The 15,478-nt window shown below is 45.6% G+C and carries 16 protein-coding genes; 9 read left to right on the top strand and 7 right to left on the bottom strand.

Features of this window, described 5'->3' with window-relative positions:
- Nucleotides 1–1,506 (bottom strand): tetratricopeptide repeat-containing sulfotransferase family protein, encoded by a 1,506-nt coding sequence (locus N39L_RS04900; protein WP_148261842.1) that lies wholly within the window; start codon nt 1,504–1,506, stop codon nt 1–3.
- Nucleotides 1,507–1,536: 30 nt separating this feature from the next.
- On the opposite strand from N39L_RS04900, the gene N39L_RS04895 reads away from it, so the two are divergent.
- Together N39L_RS04895 and N39L_RS04890 are read left to right on the top strand one after the other, a co-directional pair.
- On the top strand, nt 1,537–1,671 hold the full coding sequence (locus N39L_RS04895) for a hypothetical protein (protein WP_286133255.1): 135 nt from the start codon (nt 1,537–1,539) through the stop codon (nt 1,669–1,671).
- Nucleotides 1,672–1,704: 33 nt separating this feature from the next.
- Nucleotides 1,705–2,262, top strand: coding sequence for a hypothetical protein (locus tag N39L_RS04890; protein WP_231852096.1), 558 nt, complete (start codon nt 1,705–1,707; stop codon nt 2,260–2,262).
- 129 nt (nt 2,263–2,391) lie between these two features.
- Here the strand turns inward: N39L_RS04890 and N39L_RS04885 are convergent, their stop codons facing one another.
- Both N39L_RS04885 and N39L_RS04880 read right to left on the bottom strand, forming a co-directional pair.
- Nucleotides 2,392–3,351 (bottom strand): glycosyltransferase family 2 protein, encoded by a 960-nt coding sequence (locus N39L_RS04885; RefSeq protein WP_014274468.1) that lies wholly within the window; start codon nt 3,349–3,351, stop codon nt 2,392–2,394.
- Nucleotides 3,352–3,405: 54 nt separating this feature from the next.
- Nucleotides 3,406–3,876 (bottom strand): DUF29 domain-containing protein, encoded by a 471-nt coding sequence (locus N39L_RS04880; RefSeq protein ID WP_006618135.1) that lies wholly within the window; start codon nt 3,874–3,876, stop codon nt 3,406–3,408.
- A 164-nt stretch (nt 3,877–4,040) separates the two neighbouring features.
- Here N39L_RS04880 and N39L_RS04875 point away from each other — a divergent pair, with 164 nt between their 5' ends.
- The gene (locus N39L_RS04875; protein ID WP_014274467.1) at nt 4,041–4,604 is read left to right on the top strand and encodes a Uma2 family endonuclease; all 564 of its coding nucleotides are present in this window, start codon (nt 4,041–4,043) and stop codon (nt 4,602–4,604) included.
- Between the two features lie 80 nt (nt 4,605–4,684).
- Here N39L_RS04875 and N39L_RS04870 read toward each other — a convergent pair whose 3' ends face one another.
- Complete coding sequence (locus tag N39L_RS04870; protein WP_014274466.1) at nt 4,685–5,422, bottom strand: Uma2 family endonuclease; 738 nt, start codon at nt 5,420–5,422, stop codon at nt 4,685–4,687.
- Nucleotides 5,423–5,562: 140 nt separating this feature from the next.
- Here N39L_RS04870 and N39L_RS04865 point away from each other — a divergent pair, with 140 nt between their 5' ends.
- A complete protein-coding gene (locus N39L_RS04865) occupies nt 5,563–6,150 on the top strand; it encodes a Uma2 family endonuclease (RefSeq protein WP_014274464.1) in 588 nt (195 codons plus the stop codon).
- Nucleotides 6,151–6,244: 94 nt separating this feature from the next.
- On the opposite strand, the gene N39L_RS04860 is transcribed toward N39L_RS04865, so the two are convergent.
- On the bottom strand, nt 6,245–6,940 hold the full coding sequence (locus N39L_RS04860; RefSeq protein WP_014274465.1) for a Uma2 family endonuclease: 696 nt from the start codon (nt 6,938–6,940) through the stop codon (nt 6,245–6,247).
- 140 nt (nt 6,941–7,080) lie between these two features.
- On the opposite strand from N39L_RS04860, the gene N39L_RS04855 reads away from it, so the two are divergent.
- Nucleotides 7,081–7,668: a Uma2 family endonuclease gene (locus N39L_RS04855; protein ID WP_014274464.1), complete on the top strand. Its 588-nt coding sequence runs from the start codon at nt 7,081–7,083 to the stop codon at nt 7,666–7,668.
- A gap of 94 nt (nt 7,669–7,762) precedes the next feature.
- On the opposite strand, the gene N39L_RS04850 is transcribed toward N39L_RS04855, so the two are convergent.
- Nucleotides 7,763–8,479: a Uma2 family endonuclease gene (locus N39L_RS04850; protein WP_014274463.1), complete on the bottom strand. Its 717-nt coding sequence runs from the start codon at nt 8,477–8,479 to the stop codon at nt 7,763–7,765.
- A 140-nt stretch (nt 8,480–8,619) separates the two neighbouring features.
- On the opposite strand from N39L_RS04850, the gene N39L_RS04845 reads away from it, so the two are divergent.
- From N39L_RS04845 to N39L_RS04830, 4 genes are all read left to right on the top strand, one after another.
- Nucleotides 8,620–9,207: a Uma2 family endonuclease gene (locus N39L_RS04845; RefSeq protein ID WP_014274462.1), complete on the top strand. Its 588-nt coding sequence runs from the start codon at nt 8,620–8,622 to the stop codon at nt 9,205–9,207.
- Between the two features lie 465 nt (nt 9,208–9,672).
- Nucleotides 9,673–10,632, top strand: a complete 960-nt coding sequence (locus N39L_RS04840) for a 3'(2'),5'-bisphosphate nucleotidase (RefSeq protein WP_014274461.1) — start codon at nt 9,673–9,675, stop codon at nt 10,630–10,632.
- A gap of 199 nt (nt 10,633–10,831) precedes the next feature.
- A complete protein-coding gene (locus N39L_RS04835; protein ID WP_231852095.1) occupies nt 10,832–12,112 on the top strand; it encodes a serpin family protein in 1,281 nt (426 codons plus the stop codon).
- A 207-nt stretch (nt 12,113–12,319) separates the two neighbouring features.
- Entirely contained in the window at nt 12,320–12,589 is a 270-nt protein-coding gene (locus tag N39L_RS04830; protein WP_006619157.1) for a hypothetical protein, read from the top strand.
- A gap of 99 nt (nt 12,590–12,688) precedes the next feature.
- On the opposite strand, the gene N39L_RS04825 is transcribed toward N39L_RS04830, so the two are convergent.
- Nucleotides 12,689–15,445 (bottom strand): CBS domain-containing protein, encoded by a 2,757-nt coding sequence (locus tag N39L_RS04825; protein WP_006619156.1) that lies wholly within the window; start codon nt 15,443–15,445, stop codon nt 12,689–12,691.
- Between the last annotated feature and the right edge of the window lie 33 nt (nt 15,446–15,478).

Here is a 15,478-nt window from a genome sequence, read left to right as displayed (position 1 = left end):
TTACCAATTATCATCTTGAACATAGCCCCATTCTAACAAATACTGTTGAGCTTTTTTCTTAAAAATTATTTTCTCTCCTGGTGTCATCTCCTGTTGCCACCGACCTCGACCATCAAACAATGCTTGATTGATTTGCCAATTTCGATTTTGCTTGTGTTTTGTCATAGTATCGATAATTTCAGGCTTGACAATTTCTTCACTATACCAATGTTTTTCAGTTTTATGAAATTCCAGCATTTTATCATTATATTTTTCTCCCAAGAAATTGCAAATCTTTATCAAAGTATCTTCAGGATTGCTAACTAAATCCTCATACTTGACTACCCTAACTCTGGGATGTTCCCAGTACAGTAATCCCGCGAGGTTATCATAAATCCATCTATCAATGCGCTCGAAAAATCTTTGATAGTCTGGTCTATGTTTCAGAGAACAAACAACATCTCTCCCATCTCTTAGCATGATTATAAATTGACTTTGAGGACGGATTTTCATAAATTTGCCAATTTGAAAAATGTGGGGAGGAGTTTTTTCAATCCAACGAAGTTTTCCATCCGCCAAACATTCGTCATCCCAAATTCGCATCTGTTCTTTGATTTTGCTTATATTTTTTAAGAATATCTCACTTTCATAAGGAATGGGGTAAAAACAAGGATGACTCCCCAACAAAGCCAGCATCACAGAAGTTCCACTATGTCCACAACCTACCACAAATATCGGATTTTTAACCTTAATATTGTGAGTGTGATTAATCTCAAGTTGATTATAGTAGTCATAAAATTCTACGGGATTCAACTTAATGGCTTTTCTATAAGCTCTAACGCAGGGATTCCAAAGGTTTGTTGCTTCGGCAAAATTTATATAGTACCGGGCTGTTTGAGGTTCCAGAAATATGGCTGTTTCAAAAACAGAAACAGCTTTTTTTGTGTCTTCCGTTTTTAAGAAAAGTTCACCTAACTTATTATAAACTTCAGAATATTGATAAGGGCTATCTTGAATTATTTTTTGATAAACATTTATAGCAGGCTCAATATGATTTTGATGACTCAATAGATGTGCATACTTTAAAGCAGACCAAAAAGATGATTCTGTAATTTGATTAGTCAAAAATTTTTCTATACAGCCATTATTGGAAAAATTCGGTTGATTTTTGAAATTGATTTTTAGAAATTTATCAAAATAAATGATGGCTCGATTAAATTTTCCTTGAATAGCTAGAACTTCTGATAAGTGATAATAAAAAGAAGCTATATGAGGATTAATTTCAACAGCCTTATGAAAGTAATTGAGCGCATCATCAAAGTATTCTTGTTTAACTAAAGCATCCCCTAAGCTATGATAAGCCCAAGCAAAATGGGGGTTAATATCTATTACCTGATGATAAAGTGCGATCGCCTCATCCAACTTCCCAGACCGTTTCAACTGATTCGCCTGTCTCAGCAACTCACCCGCACTCATTCCCTCACCACTCCTCATAAATAGCTTACCAACACATCCACCCCCTGACATATCCCAGCATTATACCCTATCACGAGACTGATGCAACTTGACAAACATCTACCGAGCGATTCTCGGAAGTGCGATCGCCTATCGCCTCGGAAGTGCATTCCCGTAGCCTCTCGGAAGTGCGATCGCATCTTACCAGAAAGCGATCGCATAGTGGAAAGTGGCTAAAATGGATGATTGAGACACCTGAGAGGAACCCCCATGACCACCAATGCTGACGATGTTTGGAGGCTGCTGGCGGAACTGGCAGAAGCCCAGAAAGAAACCGAACGCCAATTTCAAGAAACCCGGCAACTCCTCCAGCGACAATCCGAAGAAAGCGATCGCCGCTTCCGGGAACAATCCGAAGAAAGCGATCGCCGCTTCCGGGAAACCGAACGAATAATCAAACAACAGAATGAAAAACTCAACCAGGAATTAGGCAAATTGGGAAACCGCCTCGGAGAATTTGTCGAATGGCAGGTACGCCCCGCCGCCGTCCAACTGTTTCAAAAAAGGGGAATTGCTGTCAATGAATTTCACGGCGACCTCTCGGTTAAACGCTTTGGAGAAGCCCTAGAAATTGATTTGCTCGTCGTCAACAGCGACCAAGCCATATTAGTCGAAGTCAAAAGCAAACTCAGCCAAACCGACATCGACGAACACCTGGAAAGACTCGAAAAATTCAAAATGAGGGCATTTTTGGAACTGTTGGATAACCGGAGCGAGTTTAATAGCCTCTGGTCGTGTACCCAAAGTAATGCAGATGGGAATAAGTGAGTTTTTATTCATTATTTAATATCAGATTGGTCAAGATATTGATATTATTTAAATCTTGGTCACATCTTAATGATTTGGCAACTCAATCATGGGTTAAATTATGAGGATAAATAAATACTCTCTGTATCATCAACCTACTACAGTCTTACTAATCACCTTCTGCCAATCCGGTAAATCAGTCAAAAAACAAACATCCCAACTCTGACCATTCTGCACAGAAAACTGTTGAAAGCGTTCCACCCAGTCGGCAATAGTCTCCATGGCATAGTAAGGGGTATATTCCAAAGAGCGATTTAAAAAATCAGCCATGTCAGTATACAAGCCTTTATCATAGTGATACCAAGCCAACCATACCAAGGTATGATAGCGCACAGAACTCTCCATGGCTCGAATGGAGGGGGGTAAATCCCCATGAGCAAAAAACTTATCCAACACCCTCACCACACAATCCGCCTGAGTTTTAGCATTTCTGGTGGTGTTCCCCCCATACCGACGATAACCCACGGCGACCTGCGGCCACCAAGTCGCTTGACACCCCATCAACGCTAAACGCAAGACTAAATCGACATCGTGGGATTGTCGCAACTCCCCATCAAAACCTCCGGCGTTTGCTAGGGAATTCTTTGTGACTAATAAGCCACTGGTTTTGACGGGTTTATACATTAACCAACTCTCTAAGGTGAGTTCAGGAACTTGATGCCAAGGTTCAACATCAATAATCGGATTACCGAGTTCATCGACAATGCGCCATCCGGTTTGCACCATGGCTAAGTTAGGCTGTTGGTCAAATAAACTGACCTGTTGTGCTAACTTTTCTGGTAACAACCAAAAATCATCGGCATCTAAAAAAGCAATTAACTCGCCTTCAGCTTGTTGAATCCCCAAATTCCGAGCTACGGCAGAACCTTGATTTTCCTGGTGAAAATATCTGATTTTATGCCCTAATGATGCGACTACCTGGGAGGTTTCATCTGTGGAACCATCATCAATAACGATGATTTCATGGTCTTGATAAGTTTGCATGAAAACACTATTAATGGCTGCTGATAAAAAGCGATCGCCATTATAAACCGGAATAATTACACTCACCCTCGGATGCTGATTCAGATTCGGACTCCTCCTTATGAAATCATGTAAATTTCCTCAGCTTCTCTTATGATTTGGATACCAGTTCTCTTCCAACAATTCTTCAAAAGAATAAGGACAGTTAGCCGGAAATAGACTTTTAGATAAACCCGTTTTCTTGCTCACGAAACTCACGGCGACATGATAGATAGAGTCCAATTCTAGAATCAGCTTATTTTTCAGGCTTGCCGTCAACTCATGAATTAAATCATCGCGAAACGCAATAATTTCTGCCTGCCAATGTCGATGGTTCCGCTCGTATTCTTTCTCCCAGTATTCCAACAACAGCAGATGGATGATAATCTGCCTCAAAAGACTTCTAGCCTTGTTAAACTCACTCCTTCCCAAACTTTCCAACTCCTCAATCAAGCCGTCCAGATCTAAATCTTGGAAGTCTTTTTCCTTCAACAATTCGACGGTTTGCTGTAGCCACAAATAACCGTCGGTTTTATACAATTCTTGAAGTTGATTCTTGACCGAGTTTTTCATGTTTTTTTCCCGTCTTCCAGTGGTCGTCTTTGATCGGCGATCGCATCACCCTATCTCATCATGATAACACGGGCAAGATGCCCGTGCTACGCGAGAGGCGATCGCATTCCCATCCCCCTGAGTTACTATCGACAATATCCACCCGAATTCCCGGAGGAAATCCGATGCACTCCACCCTTCTCCATGTCAGTCAGGAACAATTCCAGGCGATCGCCGCCGCCAACCCCGATTTAAGATTGGAACGGACAGCCACAGGAGAATTGCTCGTGACACCACCGACCGGGAGCGAATCGGGAAAAAGAAATTTCAGCTTGACAACCCAACTAGGAATTTGGGTAGAAGCAAACCCAGAATTGGGCGAAGGGTTCGACTCCTCCACCGGATTTATTCTCCCCAACGGGGCGATCCGTTCCCCTGATGCTTCTTGGGTGAGTCGCCCCCGCTGGGAAGCACTGACACCCGAGGTGCGCCGAGGTTTCGCTCCCTTATGTCCTGATTTCGTGGTGGAATTGCGATCGCCTACCGATAGCTTATCGGAACTGCGAGAAAAGATGGGGGAATATTTGGAAAATGGAGCCCGACTCGGATGGTTAATTGACCCCCAAAATCGACGGGTAGAAATCTACCGCCCCCAACAAGAAATCGAAGTTGGCGAGGATCCCACAAAACTATCAGGCGGCGATGTCTTGCCGGGATTGGTTTTGAGACTGAATCGGATTTGGGGATGAGAATTGACTGGCTTTTTTAGTAGAGCGATCGCCTCACCCCACCTCGGAATTATAACACAGGCAACAAGCCAGTTTGACTTCTATAAGCGATCGCCATCAATCCCCGCTTCCCGCAACAACATCTCCAACCTTTTAGCCTTTCGGCGCTCCTCTTCCAACTCGGCGGTCAGTTGTTCGGCTCGCGATCGCTCCTGTTCGGCTCGCGATCGCTCCTGTTCGGCTCGCGATCGCTCCTGTTGTAATTGTTGCTCGATTTCCAGGGGAGAAGAAAACGGCTGACCCTGGGGATGATAAAGTGTTAACGTCTCCTCGGACAACTCAAATCGAACTTGCAGGCGGGGACTCACCCAATTCTGCATTTCCTCAATCATAGCCAGACGATCGCCCGAACGGATACACCCGCTCAAATCATTGTTTTCCGGGTCATAAAGATAATATTCCTCCACCCCATAGTGTTCGTAAAATAACAACTTCCGAGTCAGTTCTCCCGGTCGGTTCCCCGGAGACAGAATTTCAAACACGACCTGGGGGGCGATCGCCTTTTCTTTCCACTGTTGGTAAGAACCCCGGTCTCCCTTCTCTACCCCAAACACCACCATAACATCCGGCGCTTGGCGTATCTTATTATTCCCTTCCACCGGATACCAGAGTAAATCCCCCGCCACAAACACATCCGCCTGTAGGGCAAATAACCACGCCAGATTGTGATATATGGTCATAATCCAGCGAAACTGAATCGTATTCTCCGCCATCGGTTTACCGTCAGAATCAGGATAGATAATTTCGTGCTGAGTTGCGATTTTTGGCTGAGAAACCATTGCTCATCTCCCTATAAACTCATAGGCGCGTTTCCCCTCTCTGGGAATATGATAACCCAATCCCAAGCCAATGCCAGGATTTCCGAGCATCTGCCGAGTTACCATTAACAATATCCGCCCACATTCCCGGAGGAAATCTGATGCACAGCACCCTCACCCTGCGATTACCACCCTCCACCCTTCTCCACGTCACCCTTGAACAATTCCAGGCGATCGCCGCCGCCAACCCCGATTTAAGATTGGAACGGACAGCCACAGGAGAATTGCTCGTGACACCACCGACCGGGAGCGAATCGGGAAAAAGAAATAGCCGCATTATCGGACAACTCGATCGCTGGGATGAAGCCCACGAAGAGTTGGGTGTTGCTTTTGACTCCTCCACCGGATTTATTCTCCCCAACGGGGCGATCCGTTCCCCTGATGCTTCTTGGGTGAGTCGCCCCCGCTGGGAAGCACTGACACCCGAGGTGCGCCGAGGTTTCGCTCCCTTATGTCCTGATTTCGTGGTGGAATTGCGATCGCCTACCGATAGCTTATCGGAACTGCGACAAAAGATGGGGGAATATTTGGAAAATGGAGCCCGACTCGGATGGTTAATTGACCCCCAAAATCGACGGGTAGAAATCTACCGCCCCCAACAAGAAATCGAAGTTTTGGAGGAGCCCACAGAACTATCAGGCGGCGATGTCTTGCCGGGATTTGTGTTGAGATTAAATCGGATTTGGTGATAATTTGGGGCGGAGAATTTACTGGCTTTTGATAGCAGGCGATCGCCTCACCCCACCTCGGAATTATAACACAGGCAACAAGCCAGTTTGACTTCTATAAGCGATCGCCATCAATCCCCGCTTCCCGCAACAACATCTCCAACCTTTTAGCCTTTCGGCGCTCCTCTTCCAACTCGGCGGTCAGTTGTTCGGCTCGCGATCGCTCCTGTTGTAATTGTTGCTCGATTTCCAGGGGAGAAGAAAACGGCTGACCCTGGGGATGATAAAGTGTTAACGTCTCCTCGGACAACTCAAATCGAACTTGCAGGCGGGGACTCACCCAATTCTGCATTTCCTCAATCATAGCCAGACGATCGCCCGAACGGATACACCCGCTCAAATCATTGTTTTCCGGGTCATAAAGATAATATTCCTCCACCCCATAGTGTTCGTAAAATAACAACTTCCGAGTCAGTTCTCCCGGTCGGTTCCCCGGAGACAGAATTTCAAACACGACCTGGGGGGCGATCGCCTTTTCTTTCCACTGTTGGTAAGAACCCCGGTCTCCCTTCTCTACCCCAAACACCACCATAACATCCGGCGCTTGGCGTATCTTATTATTCCCTTCCACCGGATACCAGAGTAAATCCCCCGCCACAAACACATCCGCCTGTAGGGCAAATAACCACGCCAGATTGTGATATATGGTCATAATCCAGCGAAACTGAATCGTATTCTCCGCCATCGGTTTACCGTCAGAATCAGGATAGATAATTTCGTGCTGAGTTGCGATTTTTGGCTGAGAAACCATTGCTCATCTCCCTATAAACTCATAGGCGCGTTTCCCCTCTCTGGGAATATGATAACCCAATCCCAAGCCAATGCCAGGATTTCTGAGCATATGCCGAGTTACCATTAACAATATCCGCCCACATTCCCGGAGGAAATCTGATGCACAGCACCCTCACCCTGCGACTACCACCCTCCACCCTTCTCCACGTCACCCTTGAACAATTCCAGGCGATCGCCGCCGCCAACCCCGATTTAAGATTGGAACGGACAGCCACAGGAGAATTGCTCGTGACACCACCCACCGGGAGCGAATCGGGAAAAAGAAATAGCCGCATTATCGGACAACTCGATCGCTGGGATGAAGCCCACGAAGAGTTGGGTGTTGCTTTTGACTCCTCCACCGGATTTATTCTCCCCAACGGGGCGATCCGTTCCCCTGATGCTTCTTGGGTGAGTCGCCCCCGCTGGGAAGCACTGACACCCGAGGTGCGCCGAGGTTTCGCTCCCTTATGTCCTGATTTCGTGGTGGAATTGCGATCGCCTACCGATAGCTTATCGGAACTGCGACAAAAGATGGGGGAATATTTGGAAAATGGAGCCCGACTCGGATGGTTAATTGACCCCCAAAATCGACGGGTAGAAATCTACCGCCCCCAACAAGAAATCGAAGTTTTGGAGGAGCCCACAGAACTATCAGGCGGCGATGTCTTGCCGGGATTTGTGTTGAGATTAAATCGGATTTGGTGATAATTTGGGGCGGAGAATTTACTGGCTTTTGATAGCAGGCGATCGCCTCACCCCACCTCGGAATTATAACACAGGCAACAAGCCAGTTTGACTTCTATAAGCGATCGCCATCAATCCCCGCTTCCCGCAACAACATCTCCAACCTTTTAGCCTTTCGGCGCTCCTCTTCCAACTCGGCGGTCAGTTGTTCGGCTCGCGATCGCTCCTGTTCGGCTCGCGATCGCTCCTGTTGTAATTGTTGCTCGATTTCCAGGGGAGAAGAAAACGGCTGACCCTGGGGATGATAAAGTGTTAACGTCTCCTCGGACAACTCAAATCGAACTTGCAGGCGGGGACTCACCCAATTCTGCATTTCCTCAATCATAGCCAGACGATCGCCCGAACGGATACACCCGCTCAAATCATTGTTTTCCGGGTCATAAAGATAATATTCCTCCACCCCATAGTGTTCGTAAAATAACAACTTCCGAGTCAGTTCTCCCGGTCGGTTCCCCGGAGACAGAATTTCAAACACGACCTGGGGGGCGATCGCCTTTTCTTTCCACTGTTGGTAAGAACCCCGGTCTCCCTTCTCTACCCCAAACACCACCATAATATCCGGCGCTTGGCGTATCTTATTATTCCCTTCCACCGGATACCAGAGTAAATCCCCCGCCACAAACACATCCGCCTGTAGGGCAAATAACCACGCCAGATTGTGATATATGGTCATAATCCAGCGAAACTGAATCGTATTCTCCGCCATCGGTTTACCGTCAGAATCAGGATAGATAATTTCGTGCTGAGTTGCGATTTTTGGCTGAGAAACCATTGCTCATCTCCCTATAAACTCATAGGCGCGTTTCCCCTCTCTGGGAATATGATAACCCAATCCCAAGCCAATGCCAGGATTTCTGAGCATATGCCGAGTTACCATTAACAATATCCGCCCACATTCCCGGAGGAAATCTGATGCACAGCACCCTCACCCTGCGACTACCACCCTCCACCCTTCTCCACGTCACCCTTGAACAATTCCAGGCGATCGCCGCCGCCAACCCCGATTTAAGATTGGAACGAACCGCCACAGGAGAATTGCTCGTGACACCACCCACCGGGAGCGAATCAAGCCAAAAAAATAGCAGATTGACAACCCAACTAGGAATTTGGGTAGAAGCCCACGAAGAGTTGGGTGTTGCTTTTGACTCGTCCGGGGGATTTATCCTCCCCAACGGGGCGATCCGTTCCCCTGATGCTTCTTGGGTGAGTCGCCCCCGCTGGGAAGCACTGACACCCGAGGTGCGCCGAGGTTTCGCTCCCTTATGTCCTGATTTCGTGGTGGAATTGCGATCGCCTACCGATAGCTTATCGGAACTGCGACAAAAGATGGGGGAATATTTGGAAAATGGAGCCCGACTCGGATGGTTAATTGACCCCCAAAATCGACGGGTAGAAATCTACCGCCCCCAACAAGAAATCGAAGTTTTGGAGGAGCCCACAGAACTATCAGGCGGCGATGTCTTGCCGGGATTTGTGTTGAGATTAAATCGGATTTGGTGATAATTTGGGGCGGAGAATTTACTGGCTTTTGATAGCAGGCGATCGCTCCAGACTTAGTACCACAAAAATTAAATATTGTCAACCTCTACCCGCCCCATTGCGTCACCGGCGCGGGCAATAACAGCCCATGGCTCTCTCCCCAACCTTCTCCGAGAGGGAGGGAAAATTTCCATTTTACTTGGTGCGTATCAATCTCCCCCTACCACTGGGAGGATTCATTTTTACCCTGGAAAATCAGGGTGATTAAGACATAATTCATAGCATAGGATAATCCGAGAAATCACTAGGGTAATTGGTGAATAATTATCACCTGGGTTCCTGAGAGTTTAAATTATAGTGGAAAGATGAGTTGTTAGGGGGTGAAAAGTTCCCGGAGGTGATTTTGGGAAAACTTGACGAGTGATAGACCAAGTGTAAAGCTATGTAAGGATACAATCTCAACTAATTATATCTCCAGGAGTTTCCATGCCCTACGATCGCGAAAAACAAGTCGCTATTGATGCCGTACTCGCCGCCTCCCGTCTGTGCGAAGAAGTACGACAAGCCATTCCCCCCGCTATGGAAAAAGGGGATAAAAGCCCTGTAACTGTTGCCGATTTTGGTTCCCAGGCGATTATCTGTAAAGCTATCTCAGAAGCCTTCCCGGATGATCCGATAGTGGGAGAAGAAGATGCTACTACCCTGAAAACCCCGGAAATGGGGAACAACCTGGAGAAAGTTACAGACTATGTTAAGAGTATTATACCTGATGCCACCCCTGAGCAAGTAACTACTTGGATAGATCGCGGTAATGGCAGTGTGGGGGGACGATTTTGGACTCTAGATCCCATTGATGGCACTAAGGGGTTTTTACGAAAAGACCAATATGCGATCGCACTAGCCCTAATTGAAAACGGGGAGGTTAAACTAGGAATTATGGGCTGTCCGGCTTATGCAATTGATGGAGATATTCCCGGAATGTTGTTTGTGGCTGTGCGGGGGGAAGGGTCGATGAAAATGCCCTTTTCTACTGGGAAATTTACCCCGATTCAAGTGGTGAAAGCTGAAGATACCGCCAATATGCGCTTTGTGGAAAGCGTGGAAGCCGCCCACGGTGATCAATCCCGTCAAAATGCGATCGCTCAAGCTGCGGGAATTACCTCCCCCTCCGTGCGGATGGACTCCCAAGCTAAATATGGGGTTGTAGCATCAGGACAAGCGGCTTTATATCTGCGTCTTCCTTCTCCTAAATACCCCAATTACCGGGAAAATATTTGGGATCATGCCGCCGGGGCGATTGTCGTTGAAGAAGCCGGAGGTCGCGTCACAGATATGTACGGGAAACCCCTAGATTTTGCTTCTAGTATTAAAATGGTAGACAATCGGGGTATAGTGGTGAGCAATGGACTGATTCACGATCAGGTTTTATCTGCATTGAAATCATAATTAACTGGTGGGGTTTGGGCTGAGGTGAGGCAATTATAAATGATTGTAGGGCGGGTGATCCGGTCAGCTTTACCAAGAATCATCAACCCGCCCTGATCTCAGTATAACTAATGATAGGGGCTACTTATTCAAACTTTCAATAACTGGGTGATCATCGGAATGATTAAATTTGGAAATAGTCAACTATGGAACAGTTAAAATGGTACTTAGTCCTATGATGTCTAAATTGTCAGTTTGGGGGCGGCGGAATGGTTCCCTATTGGCTTCTCTGCTATTACTGTGGGGTGTAAGTTTACCCACCATATCCCAGGCTGTTAGCAACAGCACAGAGTCCAATTCATATAATATTGCTCGTGTAGATACTAATGCGATCGTGAATCAAAATAACCAATTTGCTCTCGACCTATACAACCAACTCAAAAAGGAAATATCAGGCAATTTATTTTTTTCACCCTATAGCCTTTCCACTGCTATGGCTATGACCTATGAAGGGTCACGAAATCAAACGGCTATGCAAATATCCCAGGTTTTCCATTTCCATCAGCCTCCTGGTAGTTTATACCCGGAATTTACCAGTCTGGTTAATGATATTAAAAGCCGCAACTCTTCCCAACTCTATTTAGTTAACCGTTTGTGGGGACAGTCCGGCTATAGGTTTCAGGAACCCTTTTTACAAATCACCAAAAACCATTATAATGCGCCGTTAACTCAAGTAGATTTTCGAGGCAATCATGAAGAGTCACGTCAAACAATTAATGATTGGATAAGCCAGGAAACTAACCACAAAATTACTGACCTCATCGCACCGGGAACTTTGGATGTATTCACCCGACTGATTTTGACTAATGCGGTTTATTTTGCGGGAGATTGGTTGTCACCTTTTCCAGAGAAATATACTCAAGATGGCATCTTTAATTTGCCATCAGGAGAAACTATTTCGGTGCCGATGATGCACCATCCTAATGTCTCTATTGGTTATCATAGTTTACCGGAAGTGAAGATAATTGAACTTCCCTACGCTGATGGTAATTTATCAATGATAATTCTGCTACCTGCGGAAGGAACAGACCTCCCCACTTTCGCCGACAACATGACGATCGCTAATTTACAAAACTGGCTGCAAAACCTGGAATATGTCAACTTACAAATATGGCTACCCAAATTTAATTTTAGCTCATCGTTTAATCTCAAGTCAACCCTGAGTTATATGGGTATGGAATCAGCTTTTACGGAAATTGCCGATTTTTCTGGTATCAGTTCCGAAAAACCATTTTTCTTATATGATGTGGTGCATCAAGCCTTTGTCAATGTTGACGAAAAAGGCACAGAAGCATCAGCCGCCACTGGGGTAATTGCCGGAAGTAGAAGTTCCATCCGCGATCGCATTCATATTAATCGACCATTTATGTTTATAATTAGAGAGTTTGACAGTGGCACCATTTTATTTATGGGGTCTGTGGTCAATCCCTTACAAAAGTGAAAGCGTGAAGAGTGAACTGTTGGTTGTTGACGCTTTGGCCGTTATCGGGTATCACGGTGAGAGTTAGTCCACCAGGCGGAGGTTGGGGAAAATCCCCAAATTTAAACTTAATTTTTGGCAATTGTTTCAGAGATAACTGACCCATTGCATAATCTCAAGATACAATTTCTTGTGATAGACTCTAATCTTGCTGTATCAAATTTTGCTATGACTGAGCCAATCAACGAGTCCAATGAGAGTTTACCCCGGGAATTTCGAGTTAATCAACTTAGGAATCTCATAGAAACCCTGCATATTGCCGACGAAATTGCTAGTAAAGGCTATTTGATCAGTAGTTCAGAACTTGCTGATTTAATGGATATTAACGCCAGTGCTGTCACCAGTCGCGGTGATAACTGGGCGTGGCGCAATTGGGAAGTTTCCAGGGTTAGACGGGAAGGTAATCAAATCCTCTGGCAATTGGAGAGGGTTGATTAGCAAATGCGGTAATTTATTATTATTGTTCATTGTTCGCGGCAAGTTCTTCATGCTTTGGGCAATGAACATTAGTGATAATTCCGACCGGGTTTCACGGGGTCAACTACTGGAATGGGGATAGCGATCGCTTATAAATTTAGTTGCCCCCACAGTATCGGATACTATACCATCTAAGGTAGCATTTAGCAAGTCATTTAACATAATTTGAAATTGCGGTCCAGGTTTATATCCCAACTTTTTCAAATCATTACCATTCAGAATCGGTTTAGCATTCCACCAATTATTTAAATATCTCCAAATTTGCTTTCTCACCCACCGAGGAGAATGGGCGGCAATTAAAATCAACATCGGTAAATCGTAGGGTTCAAACACCCGAAAATAATCACTAGGCTGCTGACAATTGGGCAATAAATCCGCCACTCGATTTTGAGCATTTTCTAGGTTTAACAAACGGTCTACCTGCTGAGAATTAAACTGAAAAATATCGGCAACTTCCCGGCGATATTCGGGAGACAAAGCGGCGATTAAGACATCCAGGCGAATTTGCCAATGGGTGAGAGTGTGGTGAGGGTCAAACCGTTTTAAACAGCGGTCTACGGTTCTAATTTGCCGCCAGAGAAGCTGATTTAACTCCAAAGTGGGATGAATACACCGCAGGGCTTTTAACTCCCCTAATAAATGTAAAGCCGGTTGCCAATAGGGGGCTTGCAGAATATATTTTAACTCACTTTTTAGCCTGGCTTCCAAAGCGGGGATTTTAGCAGAATCTCGCTGTTGTCGCTGGCGGTCATAAATACCACTATTAATGGCATAATCGACATATTCCTTAGTGTGATGTTCCAGATTAAAACCCAGTCGCACCGCAAACCTGACCGCGCGATAAATGCGGGTAGGGTCTTCAATAAAACTATTAGGATGCAATACCCTAATTTCTCGTAATTCCAAATCCTGAACCCCACCAAAAAAGTCTAATAATTCTCCGGATTTAGGTTCAGTTAATCTCAAAGCCAAAGCATTAATCGTAAAATCGCGACGGTAGAGGTCTTGACGAATAGAACTTGCTTCGACTTCTGGGTTAGCCGCCGGATAGGGATAAAACTCGGTTCTAGCAGTAGCAATATCAATCCAAAGGGAGTTTAAAACGGGGTGATTATGCCACAATAAGGCGGCGGTTTGAAATTGACCATGCACTTCTAGTCGCGCTTGTGGGTAATATTCTTGTAGCGATCGCGCTAGATCCACAGCCGGAGAAATTGTCGTAGTTATCTCATCTGATATATTGTTAGTAGAATTGTGATAGCAACCATCAACCACCAAATCAATATCATGTAATAAGAGATTATCCGTCGGTTCAGCTAACAATAAATCTCGCACTCCCCCACCGACTAGATAAATTTGCCAACCTCGCTGTTGACTAAGTTCGGCAATTTTGGCTAAAATTTGCCAAAGTTCTGGGGCTAAACGTTCTTGTAAAAGTTCATCAACAGTGCTACAAGTAGAACCCGGAATACAACCTCGGCGGGGGGTAGGTTTGGGTAGACAATGCTGTTGATAAAGTAACCTTAATACATCGGTGCGGGTGACAATTCCGACTAAATTACCATTTTCTAAAACGGGTAATCGACCAATATCATAAGTGACCATAATTGACTCAATTTCCGGGAGTGAAGTTTCCGGGGTAATTGTCCGCAGTTGCGGGGTCATATAACCTTTCACTGGGGAATGATTGAAACCATGATGTAAGGCGATATCAATATCACGACGGGAGATAATCCCCACCAGTTGATGGTTATCGTCTAAAACAGATAGCCCTGAATGACCATAACGTAGTAGTATACGGTGAGCCTCCCCGACGCTGGTTCCCGGGCGAATAGTGCGTACTGGGGAAGACATTAATTCCCTAGCGGTAGGTGATGGAGGAATTTGTGCCTTAAAATTAGTTACCAGGGTTTCTAAGGTGGAGTGCGGATCGACATCTCGTAAAATCACGGAAGCGGCGCGGGGATGACCACCACCACCGAGGGGATTAAATAGGCGGTTGAGGTCGGTTTGGTCAATGCGCGATCGCCCAATAATAGTTAATCGTTTCTCCCCACCGCTACGGACTCGATATTGATTAGCTAGTAATAATCCATCGCTTTCGGTCAGGTCTAATAATTCGGAGGTTAAACTAGACAGACCGGGTACATAATCATCAGTTTCCAATAATACCCAGGATATGGTGTTACCTTTGACAGTTGACTGATGTAGAGTTTCTAAAGCTGTGGTTAATAAGTCCTGTAGGGTAGGAGATAAGCCGGGTTCTACATATTCGGCGATCGCAGATAAACTCGGATTTTTTTCCATTAACCAAGCTAAGGCGATCGCATCCCGTGGAGTAGAATGGTCAAAGGTTAGCGATCCGGTATCGACATGAATACCTAAAGCCATAACTGTGGCTTCTGCTGGTCGGGGAATCACAGGATTAGCCATAGAGCGCAAATGCTCTACAATTAAAGTAGTAGTTGCCCCTACCGCTTCAATTTGAGTCCATGTAGCGGGGATATCTAATTTTAGGTGAGGGTGATGGTCATACAACAGGATTTCCAAATTGGGTAAGTCTAACCATTCGGCTGCTTTCCCTAGGCGATCGCGATTTTGGCTATCCACCACGGACAATTTACAGATCCGCTCAGGATTAACCGATCGCCTTTCAATCAATGGAAACTCATCTCGATACAAAGCCAAAAAATCCCGCACGGCTGGATGAGATCCCCCCGTCAGCACTATTCTACTACCTGGATACAGGCAAGTTAAACCTACCGCCGCCCCCAAGGAGTCAAAATCTGCTGTGGTATGACATAGAATCAAGTGCATATCAGGTGTTTTTTGGGCTTTACACCTAATTTT

Source organism: Limnospira platensis NIES-39, assembly GCF_026000695.1.
Lineage (GTDB): Bacteria > Cyanobacteriota > Cyanobacteriia > Cyanobacteriales > Microcoleaceae > Limnospira > Limnospira platensis.
The sequence above is the reverse complement of the archived record's forward strand: the minus strand, read 5'-3'. Positions and strand labels throughout refer to the sequence as shown.

Excerpts from the sequence above, each read along its gene's own strand:
- N39L_RS04850 (WP_014274463.1), bottom strand. The coding sequence starts at position 8,479 with ATGGTTTCTCAGCCAAAAATCGCAACTCAGCACGAAATTATCTATCCT.
- N39L_RS04875 (WP_014274467.1), top strand. The coding sequence starts at position 4,041 with ATGCACTCCACCCTTCTCCATGTCAGTCAGGAACAATTCCAGGCGATC.
- N39L_RS04855 (WP_014274464.1), top strand. The coding sequence starts at position 7,081 with ATGCACAGCACCCTCACCCTGCGACTACCACCCTCCACCCTTCTCCAC.
- N39L_RS04835 (WP_231852095.1), top strand. The coding sequence starts at position 10,832 with ATGGTACTTAGTCCTATGATGTCTAAATTGTCAGTTTGGGGGCGGCGG.
- N39L_RS04825 (WP_006619156.1), bottom strand. The coding sequence starts at position 15,445 with ATGCACTTGATTCTATGTCATACCACAGCAGATTTTGACTCCTTGGGG.
- N39L_RS04880 (WP_006618135.1), bottom strand. The coding sequence starts at position 3,876 with ATGAAAAACTCGGTCAAGAATCAACTTCAAGAATTGTATAAAACCGAC.
- N39L_RS04865 (WP_014274464.1), top strand. The coding sequence starts at position 5,563 with ATGCACAGCACCCTCACCCTGCGATTACCACCCTCCACCCTTCTCCAC.
- N39L_RS04840 (WP_014274461.1), top strand. The coding sequence starts at position 9,673 with ATGCCCTACGATCGCGAAAAACAAGTCGCTATTGATGCCGTACTCGCC.
- N39L_RS04870 (WP_014274466.1), bottom strand. The coding sequence starts at position 5,422 with ATGGTTTCTCAGCCAAAAATCGCAACTCAGCACGAAATTATCTATCCT.
- N39L_RS04845 (WP_014274462.1), top strand. The coding sequence starts at position 8,620 with ATGCACAGCACCCTCACCCTGCGACTACCACCCTCCACCCTTCTCCAC.
- N39L_RS04895 (WP_286133255.1), top strand. The coding sequence starts at position 1,537 with ATGCAACTTGACAAACATCTACCGAGCGATTCTCGGAAGTGCGATCGC.
- N39L_RS04900 (WP_148261842.1), bottom strand. The coding sequence starts at position 1,506 with ATGTCAGGGGGTGGATGTGTTGGTAAGCTATTTATGAGGAGTGGTGAG.
- N39L_RS04860 (WP_014274465.1), bottom strand. The coding sequence starts at position 6,940 with ATGGTTTCTCAGCCAAAAATCGCAACTCAGCACGAAATTATCTATCCT.
- N39L_RS04830 (WP_006619157.1), top strand. The coding sequence starts at position 12,320 with ATGACTGAGCCAATCAACGAGTCCAATGAGAGTTTACCCCGGGAATTT.
- N39L_RS04890 (WP_231852096.1), top strand. The coding sequence starts at position 1,705 with ATGACCACCAATGCTGACGATGTTTGGAGGCTGCTGGCGGAACTGGCA.